Below are 19,024 nucleotides of genomic sequence, written 5' to 3'. Positions count from 1 at the left end.
CGACCGAAAGGATCCGCAATGCCTGTCCTCGATTTGCTTGCCGCACCGGCGATCACGCACGTCTCCGTTGTCGCCGCCGGTTACGAGCTCGGCGTCGGGCGAGCTGTGCCCACCGCGGCAGCCGTGCTGGGGCTGATCAGCGCCGTCGCCGGTGGGCTGGCTCTGACCCGATCCCGCCGCACCGGCACCGGACGAGCCCGGACGATCGTGGCCCTGGTGCTGGGACCGATCAGCGTCATCGCCGGTGGGGTGCACGGGGTCAACTCCGCCGGTGGACTCGGCACCGGCAACGGGCTCGCCGGCGCCGTCCTCGCCGTGGCGCTCGGGCTGATCGGCACGGTCCTCGGTGGGCTGGCTCTGGCCCGCTCTCGTCGCACCAGCCGATCCGGCCACGATTCCAGGCCGGTGCCCGCGTCGTGACCCCCGCCCGCTCCGTGCGCCGCCACTGAGTGCTGCGCGGGGCCTGGCGCCGGGTCGGCCCGGCGCAGCTGTCCGCCGCCACGGCCGCCGCCGGGCCCGGCGTTCCCCTGGTCGCAGACGGTGGCACGTGGCGAATCGAGCGCGCTCGGGCCTGCGCCCACCTGGGCGCCCGCTGCTGACGCGGTGGGCCTTGTCGACCCGGCGCGGCCCGCGTCGGGGTGGCTGTGGTGACGAGCAGGACGAGCCCTGCCGGTGATGGACAGTGTGGGCTCGCGGTGCAGTGACGTCGAGCACCGTGAGCTGGTGGCCGGGTGTGTTCTCGGTCGTGAGCGGCGGGACAGGTGGTGCGGTGGTTACTCTCGACTGATGGCGGCATTCCCGGAGTCCACGGTAGGCACGAACTCGGCGGTGGCCGGCCTCGAGAGCACCTTTGCCGACGAGTTGGCCGCCCTGGCGGTGCCGTGGCAGGGCGCTGATGCCCCCGATCCGAAGTTGCTTGTGCTCAACGAGCAGCTCGCGGTGTCGCTGCGGTGGGACGTGGAGGTGCTGCGGAGCGAGGTCGGGGTCGGGGTGTTGTCCGGCTCGACGGCGCCGGCCGGGGCGACGCCGGTGGCGATGGCGTATGCGGGCCATCAGTTCGGTGGGTACGCACCGCTGCTCGGGGATGGTCGGGCGTTGCTGCTCGGCGAAGTGCTGGGCGGTGACGGTCGGCGGGTGGATCTGCATCTGAAGGGCTCGGGGCGCACGCCGTTTTCTCGGGGCGGTGACGGGTTCGCGGTCCTCGGCCCGATGCTGCGCGAATACCTGGTCAGCGAGGCCATGTATGCCCTCGGTATTCCCACGACGCGTGCGCTGTCGGTGGTCGCGACGGGCCGCCGCGTTCGCCGAGACGGCGCCGAGCCCGGTGCCGTGCTCGCCCGGGTCGCGGCCAGTCACCTGCGGGTGGGCACCTTCGAATTCGCGGCCCGGCAGGAGGGAGTCCTGCAGCGGCTCGCCGACTACGCGATCACCCGCCACTACCCGGAGTTGACCGAGCTGCCGGCGACGGGTGAGGGCACTCGCTACCTGGCGTTCTTCGAGGCGGTGGTCGAGGCGCAGGCAGCACTGGTGGCGCAGTGGATGCTCACCGGGTTCGTGCACGGGGTGATGAACACCGACAACACGACCATTTCGGGGGAGACCATCGACTATGGTCCGTGCGCCTTCCTCGATGCGTTCGACCCGGCGGCGGTGTTCAGTTCGATCGATCACGGCGGCCGTTATGCGTTCGGCAACCAGCCCGCTGTCCTGAAGTGGAATCTGGCGCGCTTGGCGGAAACGCTTCTACCGCTGCTCGATTCGACGACGGATGACGCGATTGCCGCGGTGTCGGCAGTCCTCGATACCTTCGACGCCCGTTACGAGGGCCACTACGCCGCCGGGATGGCGGCCAAGCTCGGGGTGGCCGGCACGCTCCTCGATCGAGCGCTGGTCGACGACCTGCTGAGGTTGATGGCCGAACACGGCGCCGACTGGACGGGCAGCTTCCGGGCGCTCGCGGACGAACTCCGCGGGCATTCGGCGCCGCTGCACGCCCTCGTCCCGCGCGAGCACATCGGGCCGTGGGTGGACCGCTGGCGCGGCGCCCTGAGCACACAAGGGCGTGGGACAGCGCAGACCGCGGACGCGATGGACAGCGTGAACCCGCTGTACATCCCGCGCAATCATCAGCTCGATGCGGCTCTGCGTGCCGCGACCGACGGTGAGCTCGCTGCTTTCGAGAAGCTGCTCGAGGTCGTCACGCATCCGTTCGACCGCCGTGACGAGTGGTCCGACTACACCACACCCGCCCCGCCGTCGTTCAGTGCGACCTTCCGAACCTTCTGCGGCACATAACGTCCGAGTACACGCCGCTGGGCACTGCTGTGTTCGTGCCGGGGGGGATTCCCTCGCCGGTGATGCGCCGCCGGGAACGACGGCGGCAGACCTGGCGGAGGCACCCCCGAGGACACGGACCCAGCTGGTGCGGGGCGGGTTCAGCCGTCCCGCCCGGCGCCGCGGTCGGGGGCGCTCATGTCCCCGGTGCCGGGTATGCCGTCGGCGAGCGCGTAGCGCAGGTACACGTTGCCCGTCGGGCTGGCTACCGGCGGTGCGAGGAGGGTGAGGTTGGTGGGCACCGCGCCGGCGTCGAACACCTTCTTTCCGACGCCGAGCACGATCGGGTGCACCCACAGGTCGAGCCGGTCGAAGAGTTTCTCGCGCAGGAGGGTCTGGACCAGGTCCAGGCTCCCGACGACTTTGATGTGCTCGTGCCGGTCCCGGATTCCGCGCACCGCGGCGGCCAGATCGGGGCCGAGCTGCGTGGATCCGGACCAGGAGAGGTCGGGCCTGCCGCGGGAGGCCACGTACTTCGGGACGCCGTTGAAGAGCGTGGCGATGTCGTTGTCTTCGCCGCCGTGCTGGTACGGCCAGTAGGCGGCGAAGATGTCGTAGGTCCGGCGGCCGAGCAGCAGGGCGTCGGTGCCTTCGTAGGCGGCCCCGATCTGCGCGCCGGTGACCTCGTCGAGCAGGGGTGCCTGCCAGCCGCCGAACGGAAATCCGACCGGGTCTTCGTCGGGGCCGCCCGGTGCCTGTCCGACGAGGTCGAGGGTGGTGAACAGTTCGATGTCGATCAGGCCCATGGCTCGGCTCCCGGTGAAGTGGTGTGTCTCGGTCGTAAAGGTAGACCTGCGGGCGTCGGCGGACTCATCGCTGTGACGGCATCTCACTTCGTGCGTGTCGACCGGCCTCGCGCGGTGCATCCGTCACCACCGGTCCTGTGGGGGGCGTCCGTGCGGCGTCCGGCAGGTCCGGTTCGGTGGGCGGTGCACATCTCCCCACTCGCCTCGATCGGGGTGGGGTCGCGCAGGTCGTGCCTGCAGAACGGCCGCCCGTGCGGTCGGCGGTGTCGCGCGGACACCGTTGGGGGCAGTGCCACAGTGGGCGTGGTTTCTCGACCGGGTGGTGTCGGAGAAGGGCGCTGAGCAATTTCAGCTCTTGACGTGACCGGGCAGTGTGCGAGTGATGATGTGGTGAGCTTCGGTGAGGATCGAGCCGACCACTGTCTCGCAGCTGCCGATGTCGTGGATCATGCTTGGACTTGGCCGGCCCACCAGAGGCCGCCTTCTGCGGTGCCTCGGCGAACGTGCCGCTGCGCTGCTCGCCACCCGATGGATGGCACTCGACAGGATCACCCTGTGCCCCAAGAAAATCGGTTGTATCATCTCGGGCCTGGTAGCCGGTCTGGTGGTCGATGGGGGTGGGGTAGTGGAAATAGTCGCGCGCCCGGGAGGCAGCGCCCGTAACGGAGTGTTTCGACCTGATTGTAAAAGTCTCTGTTGCGCAACAATTTTCGTGTGACGAGCAAATAGTGCTGTAGCTGTTGGAACAGCTCCGGTGTTCGATCCATTCGTCGATCCCTGTATCGGCTGAGTGCGCCGACGCACGCTCCGTCGGTGGCGCGTCGACGAATGAAGGCGCTCAGACTTCGACGGCGGTGCCGCAGATGCCACATTCCTCCAGCTGCCGGCGCTTCCATCGCGCGACCGGAACGAAGAACAATGTGAACTGGCTGAATTCCCGGATCCGTGCCCACTGTGTGGTGTTGTGGCAGCGCGGGCACGTTCGGGTCTGCCCTGAGCCGAGGTGTTGCCGCTTGGTGCCGTATCCGAATAGAAGGAACACCACGCCAGCATAGAGCGATCCTCAGTAGACGGTCGTCAGTGGGCAACGGTCTCGAGGAAGACCACGCGATGACCACAGCCGACGATATCGATCGGCACCAGTTGCCCGAAGACCGACTCGCCAGCCAACCTCTTCCGCCGGCATACGGAAGCCGTGAGCCGGGTAGCCTCACGAGGACGAACATCGAGTGGAGGAAGGGCTATGGCGACTGACTTCTCCGTCGGCGACCATGTCCGGTGGAACTCCGAAGCCGGATACGTCGAGGGCGTCATCATCAGGAAGCACACGAAGGACGTGGAGTTCAAGGGGCGCACACGGCGTTGCAGTGAGAGTGACCCTCAGTACGAGATCAAGAGCGACAAGACCGAGCACATCGCGATGCACAAAGGCGATGCGCTGACGAAGCTTTAGGAGGCCGGAATCCCGATGGTCACTCGAGATGAGATGCGCATTATCGACGCGGTCCGGGAGGCAGTCGTTGCCCTCCCTCCGGGCTCGGTTGCCTCCTATGGCGATATCGGCAAGAGAATCGGGGCGGGTCCACGGCAGGTGGGCCGAGCGATGAGCCTGCTGGACGACAACGTTCCCTGGTGGCGAGTCGTCTACGCCGACGGAACAACCGCCTCGTGTCACGGCGGTCTTGCACCGGCACTCCTGCTCGAAGAGGGCACCCCCGTGGCCGGGAAGCGGGTTGACATGCAACGCGCTCGGCAACGATGGATGGACTGACCGACGATCCCTGACGGTGGGTCAGTTCGAGGAGCACCGGGTGCGGCACGTCTATCGGGTGTCGGCGACGGCGGCGGTGCTCGATTCGCTCGAACAACTCGGGCCGCTCCGAGGCGTGGCGACGTCAGTCCGGCACGGTGATCCGGCCGTCGAGCACCGCCTGCTCGATGCTGGCGCGCAGTTGCGGGCAACCGTCGCGCAGGGCACCCGGGGTCGCGTCGTCCCGGAAGTTCGGGCACACCGACGCGGGATTCTCGCACCACTGCACGCTCGTGTGGTCGAAGCTGTTCTTGCGCACCAGCACGCAGGTGCCGCACTCGCGGCACCGCACCTCGTGCAGGCCCGAATCCAGGTAGTTGATCTTGTCGATGGCGGTCTGCGCGCGGACCGCCTCGACCCGCGCGGGCTGGCCGGCGAAGTCCGGGGCCTTCGCCCACCGGCGCGCCCGGGTCGAGGGATCCATCGTCAGACCTCCGCTTCCTGCTTGCCCTGTTCCTGCTCGGCCTTCTGCCGCGCGAGGTTCTCGGCGACCTCCGCCTGCCACGCCTCGTTGGCCTTGGTGGTGTCCACCTCGTATTCGAAGCGCTGCGTCATCTTCTCGGTGACGTCGGCGACGTCGACGTAGAACTGCTCGTACCAGCGTCGCAGCTGATAGACCGGGCCGTCCTCCTCGCACAGCAGCGGGTTGTCGATCTTGGTCTTGTTCTTCCAGATCTCGACGTCCTGCAGGAAGCCCTCGCCGATGCCCTCGGTGAACTTCGCGGCGAGTTTGGCCGACATCTCGTCGGACATCCCGGTCGGCTTCTTGACGATGATGCCGTACTGCAGCACGAACGAGTCGTGGGTCACGGGGTAGTGGCAGTTGATCAGCACCGACTCGACCTCGTAGCCGCCGTAGCTGTTGGTCATCGGATTGATCATGTAGGAGGGACCGTAGTACGCCGCGAACGACTTCAGCAGCGACTCCATGCCGTACTGGGTGGACATGCCCTTGTCGGGCCGGCCGCGGGTGTTGAGGTACTGCGCGGCGACGTGCCCTTCGAAGACGTTCTTGAAGTAGGTCGGGAACGCGTAATGGATGTAGTAGAAGTGCGCCATATCCACGACGTTGTCGATGATCTCACGGCAGTTGGCGCCCTCGATGAGGATCGAGTTCCACGTCCAGTCGGTCCACTCGCCCGACCCGTACTGCTCGATGTCGGGGATCGTGACCTCCGGCGGCGGGGGGTTGCCCTCGGGGTCGTTCCAGACGAACAGCTGCCCGTTCTTCTCCATCGTCAGCCAGGAGCGGGTGCGGGCGAGCGGCGGCACCCGCCGGGCGTAGGGAATGTCGGTGCACTTGCCGTTGCCGCCCCACCGCCAGTCGTGGAACGGGCATGCGACGGAGTCGCCCTTGATCTCACCCTGCGACAGGTCGCCGCCCATGTGCCGGCAGTAGGCGTCGAGGACCTTCGGGTCGCCCTGGCTGTCGGCCCAGACCACGAGCTTCGTGCCGAAGGCCTCGACGGCGTGCGGCTTGCCGTCCTTGAACGTCCTGGCGAGCCCGAGGCAGTGCCAACCCCGCGCGAAACGCGTGCGGACCTCTCCGACGTCGATCTCGCGAATCTGTGCCATTGTCCCCTCACTTCCCTTCGGTTCATCTAGTAGAACACGTTATAGAATATTGCGGCGATCCGGAAGCGATCCGGGACTTTCGTCCCACAGAAAAGACGCCGACGTGCGGCGATTCCGCGGTCTCGACATGAATGGGAACGTGTTCTAGTCTCGAAGCAAGCGATCATTTCCGGAACAGACGGGAGCGTCCAGTGGGCGACCACGAGAGCCACGAGGTACTGCAGCGGATCGACGCGCTGCTGCCCGCCCTGCGGGAACGTGCACAGGAGACCGAGGATCTTCGCCGCATCCCCGACGACTCGATCAAGGCGCTGCAGGAGGCGGGGTTCTTCCGGCTGCTCCAGCCGAAGCAGTGGGGCGGCTACGAGGCCGACCCGGTACTGTTCTACACGGCTGTCCGCAACATCGCGAGCGCGTGCGGCTCCACCGGATGGGTGTCCGGGATCATCGGTGTCCACAACTGGCACCTGGCCCTGTTCTCGCAGCAGGCCCAGGAGGACGTATGGGCCGAGGATACCGACGTGCGCATCTCCTCCTCCTACGCCCCGATGGGCGCCGGCGAGGTCGTGGACGGCGGCTACCGGGTCAATGGCGCGTGGGCCTGGTCCTCCGGGTGCGACCATGCCACGTGGGTCGTCGTCGGTGGCCCGGTCCTCAAGGACGGCCGACCCGTCGATTTCGGCAGCTTCCTGATCCCGCGCGCGGACTACGAGATCGACGACGTCTGGAACGTGGTCGGCCTGCGCGGCACCGGGTCGAACACGATCGTGGTCGAGGACGTGTTCGTGCCCCGGCACCGCTTCCTCAGCTTCAAGGCGATGAGCAACCTCACCGCCCCCGGCCTCGAGCGCAACACCGCGCCGGTCTACAAGATGCCCTGGGGCACCGTCCATCCCACCACCATCTCCACACCGATCGTCGGCATGGCCTACGGCGCCTACCGGGCCCACGTCGAGCATCAGGGCAAGCGCGTGCGCGCCGCCTACGCGGGGGAAAAGGCCAAGGACGATCCGTTCTCGAAGGTGCGGATCGCCGAGGCCTCGAGCGACATCGACGCCGCGTGGCGCCAGCTGTCCGGAAACGTCGCCGACGAGTACGCGCACCTCGTCGCCGGCGAGGAGGTCCCGATGGAACTGCGGCTGCGTGCCCGTCGCGACCAGGTCCGCGCCACCGGCCGCGCCATCGCGTCCATCGACCTGCTGTTCGAGAACTCCGGTGCCACCGCTCTCGCCAACGGCACGCCGATCCAACGGTTCTGGCGCGACGCCCACGCCGGGCGTGTCCACGCCGCCAACGACGCCGAGCGCGCCTATGTGATGTTCGGCGCCGGCGAGTTCGGCCTCCCGATCACAGACACGATGGTGTAGGGAGACCGAATTGACTGCGACGGAAGAGATCACCTACGAGTCGACGTCCCGGTTCGCTCAGGTGCGCGACGACCTGCGGCTGCACTACCACGAGGCGGGGGTCGGCCACGACACCACGATCGTGCTGCTGCACGGCGGCGGTCCGGGCGCCTCCGGCTGGTCCAACTTCGCCCGCAACATCCCCGTGCTGGCCGAGCGCTTCCACGTGATCTGCGTCGACCAGCCCGGTTACGGCAAGTCCGACAAGCCCACCGAGCATCCGCAGTACTTCGTGCACAGCGCCACCGCGCTGAAGGACCTGCTCGACCACCTCGGCGTCGACGGGCGCGTGCACCTGCTCGGCAACTCGCTCGGCGGCGGTGCCGCGGTGCGGTTCGCACTGGACTTCCCGGACCGGGCCGGACGGCTCGTGTTGATGGGACCGGGGGGATTGAGCGTCAATCTCTTCGCGCCCGACCCTACCGAGGGCGTGAAGCACCTCGGCCGGTTCGCGGCGCCGCCGGAGGGCCCGACCAGGGAGAAGCTCGAGGCGTTCCTCCGGGTGATGGTGTACGACCAGTCGCTGATCACCGAGGAGTTGGTCGAGGAACGCTTCGCCGCCGCGAGCACCCCCGAGTCGCTCGCCGCTGCGCGCGCGATGGGAAAGTCGTTCTCCGGACCGGACTTCGAGCTGGGGATGCTCTGGCGCGACGCGTACAAGCTGCGGCAGCGGGTGCTGTTGATCTGGGGCCGGGAGGACCGGGTCAATCCGCTCGACGGGGCGCTCGTCGCGCTCAAGCTGATCCCCCGCGCGCAGCTGCACGTCTTCGGCGGCTGCGGGCACTGGGCCCAGCTCGAGAAGCTCGACGAGTTCAACCGCCTGACAATCGATTTCCTGACCGACCGGAGCGGTCGGGGCGAGCGAAGCGACGGGAGTGTCTGACATGGGTATCCGATCCCTGGCGTATCTGCGCATCGGCGCCACCGACATGGGCGCCTGGCGCGAGTACGGGCTGAAGGTGCTCGGCATGGTGGAGGGCAAGGGTATCCACCCGGACGCCCTGTACCTGCGGATGGACGACTTCCCGGCCCGGCTGGTCATCGAGCCGCACGAGAGCGATCGGCTGCTGGTCGCGGGCTGGGAGACGGCGAACGCCGCCGAGCTGCAGGAGGTGCGCGACAACCTCGCGGCCGCCGGGGTCCCGTTCAAGGAGGGCACGGCCGAGCAGCTCGCCGACCGTCGTGTGGACGAGCTGATCGTGTTCCAGGACCCGTCCGGCAACACCCTCGAGGCGTTCCACGGGGTGGCGCTCGAGCACCGCCGCGTGGTCAGCCCGTACGGGCATCGGTTCGTCACCGGCGAGCAGGGACTCGGGCACGTCGTCCTGTCCACCCGCGACGACGAGGAGGCCCTGCACTTCTACCGCGACGTCCTCGGCTTCCGGCTGCGGGACTCGATGCGCATGCCGCCACAGATGGTGGGCCGCCCGGCCGACGGGAAACCGGCCTGGCTCCGCTTCTTCGGGTGCAACCCACGGCACCACAGCCTGGCGTTCCTGCCGATGCCCACGCCGAGTGGCATCGTGCACCTGATGATCGAGGTGGAGAACGCCGACGACGTCGGGCTGTGCCTGGACCGGGCGCTGCGCCGGAAGGTGAAGATGTCGGCGACGCTGGGCCGGCACGTCAACGACCTCATGCTCTCGTTCTACATGAAGACCCCGGGTGGCTTCGACGTCGAATTCGGCTGCGAGGGAAGGCAGGTCAAGGACGAGGAGTGGATCGCCCGGGAGTCCACAGCGGTCAGCCTGTGGGGTCACGACTTCAGCGTGGGGATGCAGCCGTGACCACCCCCGACGACGGTGTGATCGACCCCCAGGTCTTTCGGAACGTGCTGGGCCAGTTCTGCACGGGGGTCACGATCATCACCACCGTCGACGCGGGCGAGCCGGTGGGATTCGCCTGCCAATCGTTCGCGGCGCTGTCGCTGGACCCGCCGCTGGTGTTGTTCTGCCCGACGAGGACGTCGCGGTCGTGGACCGCGATCGAACGATCCGGGCGCTTCTGCGTCAACGTACTCGCGGAGGAACAGCAGGACACGTGCGCCCGGTTCGGGTCCCGGGAGCCGGACAAGTTCGCCGCCGTCGAGTGGAGCCCGTCACCGCTCGGCTCGCCCGTCCTGACCGGATCCCTGGCGCACATCGACTGCACCGTCGAGACCGTGCACGACGGCGGCGACCACTGGGTGGTGTTCGGACGGGTGTCCTCGCTCAGCGAGGTGCGCGACGAGAAGGAGCGGCCGCTGTTGTTCTATCGCGGCCAGTACACCGGAATCGAGCCGGACAAGACCGTGCCGGCCCCCTGGCGCGACGACCTCGAGGCGTTTCTCACCAGTACCTCCGAGGACACCTGGCTCTGAGGGCCGGCACGGCCGGACGGACGGTTACTCGCCGGGCTGGGGCACCTGGATGCTGTCGGGCAGCTGGTCGCGGGCCCGGTCGAGTTGCTGTTCGAGCTGCTCGACCATGCGGTCGTTGTTGAGCACCGTCACCACACCCGCCACGTAGGCGATCGACAGCACGAGCGAGACGATGCTGAGCACGATGCCCGCGATGGCGACGCCGCGCCCGGTCACGCCCAGGCGACGTGCCGCGCGAAGGCCCACGATGCCGAGCACGAGCCCGACGAGGGACAGCACCAGGCCGACGGGGGAGAGGACGAGCGAGAGCACGCACACCAGGGCGGCGGTGCCGACGGCGAGTGCGAGGGCGGCGGCCACACTCGTCTTGGCAGGCTTCGTCGTCACCCGCTCCTCGAAGGGAGCGGCGGTGGTGGTGGTGGTGGTGCGGTCCGTCACCCGGTCGTCCGCGACCACGCGCTCGCGGCCGGGAACGGTGTCTCGGCGGGGAACGGTGTCTCGGCCGGGAACGGGGTCTCGGCCGGCGGCACTCGAACCGGCGGGCTCACGTTCGATCATCGTCGGTCCTCCTGGTCGGGGTGCTGGCCGGGGGCGCCCTCGTCGACGTAGTACTCGGTGGTCACGACCCGCTTGTGGAGTCGCGGACCGGGGGAGGGGGCGCCGTGTTGCGTTGTGCCACCGGTGCCACCGGGATGCGACGGTGTGGCCGACGGCGGAGCCGAGGTGGACACACCCGGCGCGCCTCCTTGCGGCGCCCGATGGGTGTCCGGCGTCCGGTCGGCGTCCCGCAGCCGATCGGCGTCCGACGTCCGGTCGGTATCGCGCACCCGGTCGGTGTCCGGCGTCCGATCGGTGTCCCGCAGCCGATCGGCGTCGGGGGTCCGGTCGGCGTCCGGTGCGCGACCGGTGTCGGTGTCGGTATCCGCCCTGTCGTAGTAGCGGTAGAGCTGCGTCTCCTCCTCGGGGGTGAGACGGCCGTCCTCGTCGATGTTCGGGGCGCCGGTCACCGTGTCCTTGTCGAACGGCAGACGGACGTCCCTGCCGTCCAGCTCGGCGACGTCGATCGGCACGAAATGCCGACGGGTGCCGAACAGGCCGGTGACGACGGTGATCCAAGCAGGGTTCCCGGTGCGGTTGTCGAGGTAGACCTCGCCGACCTTGCCGAGCTTGTCGCCGCCGGGTCCGTAGACGGTGGCGCCGACAAGTGCATCGATGTCGCTGTTGTTGATCATGGTGACCTCACCGATCGATTGTGTCTTCGACTCGGTGGGTGCCCGCTGCGACGGGCGCCGAAACCCGAAGGCCGGATCAGATCGGTTCGGCGTCTCCGAAGGTCATCTGCAGACGGGGGATCGACGACGTGAGCAGCGCACGCCGGGGCAGCCCCAGCGCGCGCAGTTCGCCGGCGATGGGGTGGGTTCCGAGGCGCAGGGTGGCGCCGCCGACGCGGCTGCGCACGCCGGAGGGATTCATCGCCCATCCGGTGTGCCGGGTGATCCCGTCCAGGTGGGAGTAGGCCGTGACGGAGGCGGCCGCACCACGCCCGGGAACCGCGAGGCCCGGTCGCACCGACAGTTCCGCGATCAGCTGCCCGTCCCGGCTCACCGACGCGCGCTTGACGGCGCCGGCGTGGTCGGCGTCGAAGTCGGCGAGGATCTTGGGGAACCCCCAGATTCCCCGTCCTGCCGCCAGGGTGAACTCGCCGTCGACGGGCAGCTGATGGATGAGGGCACCGGCGCCGCCGCGGGCGAGTTTCCGCAGATTCTGCAGCACGGTGCCGCCGCGCCGGCGATGGTCGCGGACGAGGAAGCACACGCCGAACTCGTTGTAGGGTCCGAGATCTCCGTCGATGTAGTCCACGAACACCAGGATGCAGATACCGCGCCCCGGGCGGTGGTGCAGCAGTTCGAGTCCCGTGTGATCGATCAGGGCCCGAGCCGGGGCGGTGGGCACCGAGTACATCGCCATGAATGCCGTCGCGGTCCGAATCCGCACCGGCATCTCGACCGGGGTGCCCGAGATCATGTGTGTCGTCACGTCCTGCCCCTCTGCGCGAACCGGTCGCGAACCCGCGGCCGGCCGGGTCCTGGATGAGAACGTGTTCTACTATTCGTGCTACGCCCTGGAAGCGCAAGGTTGATCGGCGAATACGCCCGGAAACGGGCAGCCGCGCGCCGAAGGGGCGCGGCCGCCCGTGCGGGGATCGTCCGTCAGTCCGGCGCGCCGATGTTCATCTCGTCCGGGTGCATGCCGACGCGCGTGCCGTCGTCGAGGGTCGCGATCTCGCTCAGGTCGAGGTCGTCGAGTTCGAAGTCGAACACGTCGAAGTTCTGCGCGATCCGCGCGTCGTGGACCGACTTCGGGATCACGATGAGGCCGTTCTGCAGGTGCCAGCGGATCAGCACCTGGGCCGCGGACTTGCTGTGCCGGTCCGCGATGCGCGTGATGATCGGATCGATCAGCAGCGTGTTCGGCTTGGAGTCGCGGCCCCAGCCGGAATTGCTGGTACCGCCCAGCGGGCTCCACGATTCGACGGCGATACCGTGGTCGGCCGCGAAGGCACGGATCTCCTGCTGGGGCAGGTGTGGGTGCAGCTCCACCTGGTCGACGGCGGGCAGCATGCCGCCGCGGTCGACGAGCAGCTGCAGGTGGTGCGGCTCGAAGTTGCACACGCCGATCGCCTTTGCCCGGCCGGACCCGGCGATCTTCTCGAGTGCGTCCCAGGTGCGCAGCAACCGGTCGTTGTCCTGCAAGGGCCAGTGGATCAGGTACAGGTCGACGTAGTCCGTGCCGAGGCGGCGGAGGCTCTCGTCGAACGCCTTCAGCGCCCGGTCGTAGCCCTGGTCTGCATTCCACAACTTCGTGGTGAGGAAGACGTCCTCCCGCGGGACCGCGGAGGCCGCGATACCGCGCCCGACGCCCTCCTCGTTCCCGTACGCGGCGGCGGTGTCGATGTGCCGGTAGCCGGCCTCGTCGAGGGCGAAGCGCACGGCGTGTTCGGTCTGCTCGTTGGTGGCCTGCCAGACTCCCAGGCCGAGCTGCGGGATGGTGGTTCCGGAATTCAGCGTGATCACGGGAGTGCTCATCGTCCCAGGCTAACGACTGCCGGATCGCCCCGCGGCCCGAGCGAATGTACCCCTCACTCGATCAGGCCGACGCGATGGTCCATTCGCTCGGGCACGCGGGCGTCACATTCCGATCGCGGCCAGGAACTCGCGCGGCTGCCCGAACAGCTGGGCCGTGCCGTGAGCGCGCTTGAAGTACAGCTGCGCGTCGTGTTCCCACGTGATGGCGATGCCCCCGTGCAACTGGATCGTCTCCGCGGCCACCCGCTCGAACGCCTCCGAGCAGTACACCTTCGCCGCATACGCGTCCTGCGTATCCTGCGACACCGCCGCCGCGTACGACATCGAGCGCGCGGTCTCCACCAGCGCGTACATGTCGGCCATGCGGTGCTTGAGCGCCTGGAAGGACCCGATGACGCGGCCGAACTGCTTGCGGTTCTTCGAGTACTCCACGGTCAGATCCAGCGCGGCCTGTGCCGCACCGACCTGCTCGGCCGACAGCGCGATCAGCGCGACGGTGCGCAACCGGTCCACGAGATCCGCCGGGCACGCGAGCGGCCGTCCGGTCGCCCCGTCGAACCGCACCTGCGCGAGGGTGCGGGTCGGGTCCATCGTCGGCACCCGGCGCCGGGTCACGCCGGTCGCGTCCGGATCCACCTCGAACAGCGCGACGGCGTCCCCGTCCCGCGCGAGCACCAGCAGGGTGCTCGCGACGTCTCCGCCGAGCACGTAGTGTGCGGTGCCGTCGAGCCGGTCGCCGGTCGCGGTCACCCCCGGTGACGACCAGCCCGCCGCCGAGGCCCAGCACACGGCCGCGATCTCCCCGGCGGCGATGCCCGGCAGCAGCCGCGCGCATGCTTCGGTGTCGCCGGACAGCAGCAGCGCCTGCGCCGCGAGCACCGCCGAGCCGAGCATCGGTGACGGCGCCAGCGTCCGGCCGAGTTCCTCGAGCACGACGTGGGTCTCGGCGAGCGAGGCGCCCACCCCGTCGTAGTCCTCGGGCACGGCGAGCGCCGCCACCCCGATCTGCTCGACCATCCGCTCCCACAGGCCGGCGTCGTAGCCCTCGGGCGCGGTGATCGCCTTGCGCACCGCCGACGAGTCGGAGTGCTTGGCGAGCAGGTTGCGCACCGACTCGCGCAGCGCGGCGCGGTCCTCGGTTTCGAACGTCACGACGCCTCCAGCGCGTCGACGATCCGCGCCCGGTGCACGTCGGGCGTGCCCCACACGGTGACGAGGGCGCGGACCTTCGTCAGCCACAGCGACAGGTCGTGTTCCCGGGTGTAGCCGATGGCGCCGTGCACCTGCAGCGCGGTCCGGGCCGCACGGTAGGCGGCGTCGCCGCATGCGACCTTGGCGGCGGAGACGTCCCGCGACGCCTGCGGCAGCCCGTCGCGCACCGACAGCGCCGCGCCGTGCAGCAGCGGCCGGGCCATCTCCAGCGCGACGGCCACCTCGGCGAGGTGGTGCTTGACGGCCTGGAAGGAGCCGATGGCCCGGCCGAACTGCCGGCGCTGCTGCGCGTACTCGGTGGTGCGCTCGAGCAGCGTCCGGCCGAGGCCCTGCAGCTGCGCCGCGGTGGCGAGCGCGCCGAGGTCGAACGCGGCACCGAAGTCGGCTTCGCCCAACGACTCTCCCGCCGAGACGGGGAACAGCCGGCGGGCCGGGTCGACGGACTCGCGCGGCTGCCCGGGGGTGCCGACGGACACGGCCGAGCCGTCGACGTGCAGGACCAGGTCGGCGACGTCGGCGTCGACCGCGAACGGCACGTCCGGCGCGGCGGCGACGGTCGCGAGCGCGCCGGAGGCCAGGGCCGGCAACCGGTCCGGCGCCGCGGCCGCGAGCAGCACCGGGGCGACGGCGACGGTGTCGACGATCGGGCCCGGCACGGCGTGGCGGCCGAGTTGTTCGACGGCGACGACGAGGTCGACCGCGTCGGCACCCACGCCGTCGTGGTCCTCGCCGACGAGCAGGCCGCCGAGCCCGATCTCGGCGAGACGCTGCCACACCTTCAGGCCGGGGCCGGTGTCGCCGGCGCTCCACGCGCGGATCACGGCCGGCATGTCGGACTTGGCGAGCAGCGCATCGATACTGGACGCGAAGTCCTCGTGGGAGGAGTCGAGCGCGAATCTCATCGGTCGCCCTTCGGGAGGCCGAGCAGGCGCTCGGCGATGACGTTCTTCTGGATTTCGTTGGTGCCGGCGTAGATCGGGCCGGACAGCGAGAACAGGTAGCCGTCCGTCCAGCCGTCGACGAGCTCGGCGGCGGCGCCCTGCAGGTCGAGCGCCGTCTCGTGGGCGGCGATGTCCCACTCCGACCAGAACACCTTGTTGATGGACGACTCCGCGCCGAGCTGCCCGCCGTCCTGCAACCGCGTGACCGTGCCCCAGGTGGACAACTCGTAGGCGCGCGCGCCGATCCAGCTGTCGGCGACGCGGTTGCGCAGGGCCGCGTCCCCGTGCAGATCCGACGACTTGTACAGCTGCAGCAGCCGGTCGGCGGTGGCGAGGAACCGCCCGGGGGAGCGCAACGACAGGCCGCGCTCGTTGGAGGCGGTGCTCATCGCGACCCGCCAGCCCTCGTTCACGCCGCCGATGACCCCGGACGCGCCGGGGTCGGCGGGATCGTCGGGCACGAACACGTCCTCGAGGAAGATCTCGGCGAAACCGGGCTCGCCGTCGAGCTGGTCGATGGGCCGGACGGTGACGCCCGCCGCGCGCAGGTCGAACATGAAGTACGTGATGCCCTTGTGCCGCTGCGCTTCCGGGTCGGATCGGAACAGGCCGAAGCCCATGTCCGCGAAGGACGCCCGGGAGCTCCACGTCTTCTGCCCGTTGAGCAGCCAGCCGCCGTCGACGCGGGTGGCCGTCGAGCGCAGCGACGCGAGGTCGCTGCCGGACTCGGGTTCGGACCAGGCCTGTGCCCAGATGTCGTCGGCGCGCGCCATGCGGGGCATGATGCGGGCGAGCTGGTCGGGGTGGGCGTGCTCGAACAGGGTGGGGGCGAGCAGGAAGATGCCGTTCTGACTGACGCGTCCGGGCGCCCCGGCGCGGTAGTACTCCTCCTCGAACACCACCCACTGCAGCAACGAGGCGTCGCGGCCGCCGAGTTCCTCGGGCCAGGACACCACGGACAGCCGGGCGTCGGCGAGGGTGCGTTCCCACCGCCGGTGCTCTTCGAAGCCCTCCGCGGTGTCCATCGACTGCAGCGGGGTCTCCGGGACGTGCTCGGCGAGGAACGCGCGGATCTCGTCGCGGAAGGCGAGGGTTGCGTCGTCGAACTCGAGATCCACTACTTCGCTCCGTCCTGGGCCGTGGGGCCCGCGGGGGCCGGGCGGGCGCTCGCCGCCATCGACTTGGCGTTCATGCCGCCGAGGGAGTCGGTGCCGACCTCGGCGTTGTGGGCGTGGGCGAAGTGGTGCAGGCCGAACACCGAGTCCATGCCGTTCCGCATGCCCATCTGGTCCTCGCACTGGTTGACGGCGCGCTTGGTCAGGGCCAGGCCGAACCGCGGCATCTCGGCGATACGCGCGGCCAGGGCGAGGGTCTCCTCCTCGAGCTTCTCGCGCGGCACGACGCGGTTGACCATGCCGACCTCGTACGCGCGCTGGGCGCCGAAGCGGTCGCCGGTGTAGAGAATCTCCTTGGCGAAGCGGGTGCCGAGGACCCACGGGTGGGCGAAGTACTCCACCCCCGGAATGCCCATGCGCACCACGGGATCGGAGAAGAACGCATCCTCCGACGCGACGATCAGGTCGCACACCCAGGCGAGCATGAGGCCGCCGGCGATGCACGCGCCCTGCACCATCGCGATCGTCGGCTTGGGGATCTCCCGCCAGCGGCGGCACATGCCCAGGTACACCTCCATCTCACGGGCGTAGCGCTGGTCGCCACCGGGCTTGTCGACGTGGTCCCACCACATGACGGCCTTGTTGTCGTAGTGCACGTGGTGATCACGCCCGGGGGTTCCCAGGTCGTGCCCGGCGGAGAAGTGCTTGCCGTTGCCGGCGAGCACGATCACCTTCACCTCGTCGTCCTGGACGGCCCGTTCGAACGCGGCGTCGAGGGCGTAGGTCATCACCGAGTTCTGCGCGTTGCGGTAGTCCGGCCGGTTGAGGGTGACGATCGCGACGCCGTCGCGCACCTCGTAGGTGACGACATCGGGTTCGTAGGGGACGGTCATGACTTCTCCTCACGCAGAATGTTTTTCAGAACCTTGCCGGACGGGTTGCGGGGCAGGTGCCCGGTGAAGCGGACCGAGCGGGGCACCTTGAAGTTGGCCAGCTTCTCCTTGCAGAACGCGATCACGGCCTCCTCGGTCAGGCCGCTGCCCTCGAGGGCGACGACGTACGCGCGTCCGACCTCGCCCATGCGCTCGTCGGGCACACCGATGACCGCGACCTCGTGCACGCCGGGCAGGCGCATCAGCGCCGCCTCGATCTCGGCGGGATAGACGTTGAACCCGCCGCTGATGTACATGTCCTTGAGCCGGTCGGTGATGTCGAGGTAGCCGCGTTCGTCGAGGGTGCCCACGTCGCCGGTGTGCAACCAGCCGTCGGCGTCGATCGTCTTGGCGGTGGCCTCCGGGTCGTCGAGGTAGCCGAGCATCACGTTGGGGCCCCGCAGCAGGATCTCGCCCTTGTCGCCGATGCGGACCTCGAAGCCGGCGGTGGCGCGGCCGGAGGAGGTGGACACGGTGACGGGATCGTCGTCGGTGCGGCACATCGTCGCGACCACCGCCTCGGTCTGCCCGTACGCGGTGAGCACGGCGTCGAAGCTCAGTTCGTTCTGCATGCGTTCGACGAGCGCGACGGGCACGGGTGCGGCCCCGGTGACCGCGATCCGCAGGGACGACATGTCGAATTCGTCGCGCCGGGGGTGGTCGAGGATGCTCTGGTAGATCGTCGGCGCTCCCGGCAGCACGCTGATCCGCCGGTCGGCGACGGTGGCCATCACCTTCTCGACGTCGAACACCGCCATCGGCACGACGGTGCTGCCCGCGAGCAGCGCCGCGACGAAACCGGCCTTGTATCCGAAGCTGTGGAAGAACGGGTTGATGACGAGATAGTTGTCGTCCGGCGTGAGTTCGGCGCAGTCGGCCCACGCCCGGGCGACCCCGATCAGCTGCCGGTGGGCGCTGAGCACACCCTTGCTCCGCCCGGTGGTGCCGGAGGTGAACAGGATGTCGGAGACGTCGTCGGGGGAGACGGCCCGCGCGCGGGCGTCGGCTTGGGTGCGCGCGTCCTCCGTCGCCGAGGCCAGGAATTCGTCCCAGTCCACCACGCCGTCGGCGGGGGCGTCGGTCCCACCCAGCGGGACTCGCACGACGATGGGAATGTGCAGTTCCGGCGCCGCCGCGCGCAGGGCCGCGTACCGGTCGGTGCCGAGGAAGTCCCCGGCAACGACGAGAGCGCCGGCGTCGATCCGGTCGAGGATGTCGTGCGCCTCGTCGCCGGTGTATCGGGTGTTGACGGGGACGACGATGCCGCCGGCCCAGTGGATCCCGAGCGCGGCGACGATCCAGTGGTGCGTGTTGGGCGACCAGATCGCGACGCGTGCGCCGGGCCCGACGCCGTGGGCGACGAGGGCGGCGGCGAATTCGCGGACGTGGTCGCGCAGTTGTGCGAACGTCGGTTGCACATCGCCGTCGACGATCGCGGTCCGGTCGGCGTGCGCCGATGCGGCGCGTTCGAGGGCCGCCGGTGTGGTTCTCGGTTGTGCAGTCACGGA

At 69.3% G+C, this 19,024-nt stretch carries 21 protein-coding genes; 8 read left to right on the top strand and 13 right to left on the bottom strand.

What is annotated here, in order from left to right; genetic code table 11:
* The first annotated feature begins 18 nt into the window (after positions 1-18).
* Both ACWPOB_RS09750 and ACWPOB_RS09745 read left to right on the top strand, forming a co-directional pair.
* On the top strand, positions 19-420 hold the full coding sequence (locus tag ACWPOB_RS09750) for a DUF6223 family protein (protein WP_455400676.1): 402 nt from the start codon (positions 19-21) through the stop codon (positions 418-420).
* Between the two features lie 366 nt (positions 421-786).
* Entirely contained in the window at positions 787-2,295 is a 1,509-nt protein-coding gene (locus tag ACWPOB_RS09745) for a protein adenylyltransferase SelO (protein WP_455400675.1), read from the top strand.
* Between the two features lie 140 nt (positions 2,296-2,435).
* Here ACWPOB_RS09745 and ACWPOB_RS09740 read toward each other — a convergent pair whose 3' ends face one another.
* Together ACWPOB_RS09740 and ACWPOB_RS09735 are read right to left on the bottom strand one after the other, a co-directional pair.
* The gene (locus tag ACWPOB_RS09740) at positions 2,436-3,080 is read right to left on the bottom strand and encodes a dihydrofolate reductase family protein (RefSeq protein ID WP_455400674.1); all 645 of its coding nucleotides are present in this window, start codon (positions 3,078-3,080) and stop codon (positions 2,436-2,438) included.
* A gap of 838 nt (positions 3,081-3,918) precedes the next feature.
* The gene (locus tag ACWPOB_RS09735; protein WP_037200466.1) at positions 3,919-4,125 is read right to left on the bottom strand and encodes a zinc-ribbon domain-containing protein; all 207 of its coding nucleotides are present in this window, start codon (positions 4,123-4,125) and stop codon (positions 3,919-3,921) included.
* Positions 4,126-4,323: 198 nt separating this feature from the next.
* Between ACWPOB_RS09735 and ACWPOB_RS09730 the strand changes: the two genes are divergently transcribed.
* Both ACWPOB_RS09730 and ACWPOB_RS09725 read left to right on the top strand, forming a co-directional pair.
* Positions 4,324-4,533: a hypervirulence associated TUDOR domain-containing protein gene (locus tag ACWPOB_RS09730; RefSeq protein ID WP_100056574.1), complete on the top strand. Its 210-nt coding sequence runs from the start codon at positions 4,324-4,326 to the stop codon at positions 4,531-4,533.
* Positions 4,534-4,548: 15 nt separating this feature from the next.
* On the top strand, positions 4,549-4,851 hold the full coding sequence (locus ACWPOB_RS09725) for an MGMT family protein (RefSeq protein WP_455400673.1): 303 nt from the start codon (positions 4,549-4,551) through the stop codon (positions 4,849-4,851).
* 124 nt (positions 4,852-4,975) lie between these two features.
* Here ACWPOB_RS09725 and ACWPOB_RS09720 read toward each other — a convergent pair whose 3' ends face one another.
* Positions 4,976-5,314: a hypothetical protein gene (locus tag ACWPOB_RS09720; RefSeq protein WP_006937751.1), complete on the bottom strand. Its 339-nt coding sequence runs from the start codon at positions 5,312-5,314 to the stop codon at positions 4,976-4,978.
* 2 nt (positions 5,315-5,316) lie between these two features.
* Positions 5,317-6,465, bottom strand: a complete 1,149-nt coding sequence (locus tag ACWPOB_RS09715; RefSeq protein ID WP_100056575.1) for a Rieske 2Fe-2S domain-containing protein — start codon at positions 6,463-6,465, stop codon at positions 5,317-5,319.
* 191 nt (positions 6,466-6,656) lie between these two features.
* Between ACWPOB_RS09715 and hsaA the strand changes: the two genes are divergently transcribed.
* From hsaA to hsaB, 4 genes are read left to right on the top strand one after another with little or no spacing between them, the layout of a single operon-like run.
* Complete coding sequence (gene hsaA / locus ACWPOB_RS09710) at positions 6,657-7,832, top strand: 3-hydroxy-9,10-secoandrosta-1,3,5(10)-triene-9,17-dione monooxygenase oxygenase subunit (RefSeq protein ID WP_455400672.1); 1,176 nt, start codon at positions 6,657-6,659, stop codon at positions 7,830-7,832.
* Positions 7,833-7,842: 10 nt separating this feature from the next.
* A complete protein-coding gene (hsaD, locus tag ACWPOB_RS09705; RefSeq protein ID WP_455400671.1) occupies positions 7,843-8,754 on the top strand; it encodes a 4,5:9,10-diseco-3-hydroxy-5,9,17-trioxoandrosta-1(10),2-diene-4-oate hydrolase in 912 nt (303 codons plus the stop codon).
* Position 8,755: 1 nt separating this feature from the next.
* Complete coding sequence (gene hsaC / locus ACWPOB_RS09700; RefSeq protein ID WP_455400670.1) at positions 8,756-9,658, top strand: iron-dependent extradiol dioxygenase HsaC; 903 nt, start codon at positions 8,756-8,758, stop codon at positions 9,656-9,658.
* Positions 9,655-10,230 carry a 3-hydroxy-9,10-secoandrosta-1,3,5(10)-triene-9,17-dione monooxygenase reductase subunit gene (gene hsaB, locus ACWPOB_RS09695; RefSeq protein ID WP_455400669.1) on the top strand — a complete coding sequence of 192 codons (576 nt, stop codon included), beginning with the start codon at positions 9,655-9,657 and terminating at the stop codon, positions 10,228-10,230. The genes hsaC and hsaB overlap by 4 nt, the downstream gene beginning before the upstream one ends.
* A 24-nt stretch (positions 10,231-10,254) precedes the next feature.
* Here the strand turns inward: hsaB and ACWPOB_RS09690 are convergent, their stop codons facing one another.
* The 9 genes from ACWPOB_RS09690 to ACWPOB_RS09650 all read right to left on the bottom strand — a co-directional run bounded on the left by ACWPOB_RS09690 (position 10,255) and on the right by ACWPOB_RS09650 (position 19,021).
* Entirely contained in the window at positions 10,255-10,788 is a 534-nt protein-coding gene (locus ACWPOB_RS09690; RefSeq protein WP_455400668.1) for a DUF4190 domain-containing protein, read from the bottom strand.
* The gene (locus ACWPOB_RS09685; RefSeq protein WP_455400667.1) at positions 10,785-11,462 is read right to left on the bottom strand and encodes a PRC-barrel domain-containing protein; all 678 of its coding nucleotides are present in this window, start codon (positions 11,460-11,462) and stop codon (positions 10,785-10,787) included. Before ACWPOB_RS09685 ends, ACWPOB_RS09690 begins: the two co-directional genes overlap by 4 nt.
* 76 nt (positions 11,463-11,538) lie before the next feature.
* Positions 11,539-12,255: an acetoacetate decarboxylase family protein gene (locus ACWPOB_RS09680; protein ID WP_100056581.1), complete on the bottom strand. Its 717-nt coding sequence runs from the start codon at positions 12,253-12,255 to the stop codon at positions 11,539-11,541.
* Positions 12,256-12,440: 185 nt separating this feature from the next.
* Positions 12,441-13,316, bottom strand: a complete 876-nt coding sequence (locus tag ACWPOB_RS09675; RefSeq protein ID WP_043797522.1) for an aldo/keto reductase — start codon at positions 13,314-13,316, stop codon at positions 12,441-12,443.
* Positions 13,317-13,418: 102 nt separating this feature from the next.
* Positions 13,419-14,468: an acyl-CoA dehydrogenase family protein gene (locus tag ACWPOB_RS09670; RefSeq protein WP_455400666.1), complete on the bottom strand. Its 1,050-nt coding sequence runs from the start codon at positions 14,466-14,468 to the stop codon at positions 13,419-13,421.
* Positions 14,465-15,430 carry an acyl-CoA dehydrogenase family protein gene (locus tag ACWPOB_RS09665; RefSeq protein WP_455400665.1) on the bottom strand — a complete coding sequence of 322 codons (966 nt, stop codon included), beginning with the start codon at positions 15,428-15,430 and terminating at the stop codon, positions 14,465-14,467. Before ACWPOB_RS09665 ends, ACWPOB_RS09670 begins: the two co-directional genes overlap by 4 nt.
* The gene (locus tag ACWPOB_RS09660; RefSeq protein WP_455400664.1) at positions 15,427-16,587 is read right to left on the bottom strand and encodes an acyl-CoA dehydrogenase family protein; all 1,161 of its coding nucleotides are present in this window, start codon (positions 16,585-16,587) and stop codon (positions 15,427-15,429) included. The genes ACWPOB_RS09665 and ACWPOB_RS09660 overlap by 4 nt, the downstream gene beginning before the upstream one ends.
* Entirely contained in the window at positions 16,587-17,477 is an 891-nt protein-coding gene (locus ACWPOB_RS09655) for an enoyl-CoA hydratase (RefSeq protein WP_455400663.1), read from the bottom strand. The genes ACWPOB_RS09660 and ACWPOB_RS09655 overlap by 1 nt, the downstream gene beginning before the upstream one ends.
* Positions 17,474-19,021, bottom strand: coding sequence for a FadD3 family acyl-CoA ligase (locus ACWPOB_RS09650; protein ID WP_455400662.1), 1,548 nt, complete (start codon positions 19,019-19,021; stop codon positions 17,474-17,476). Before ACWPOB_RS09650 ends, ACWPOB_RS09655 begins: the two co-directional genes overlap by 4 nt.
* Positions 19,022-19,024: the final 3 nt, after the last annotated feature.

The sequence above is a fragment of the Rhodococcus sp. 2H158 genome, from assembly GCF_053764755.1.
The sequence above is the reverse complement of the archived record's forward strand: the minus strand, read 5'-3'. Positions and strand labels throughout refer to the sequence as shown.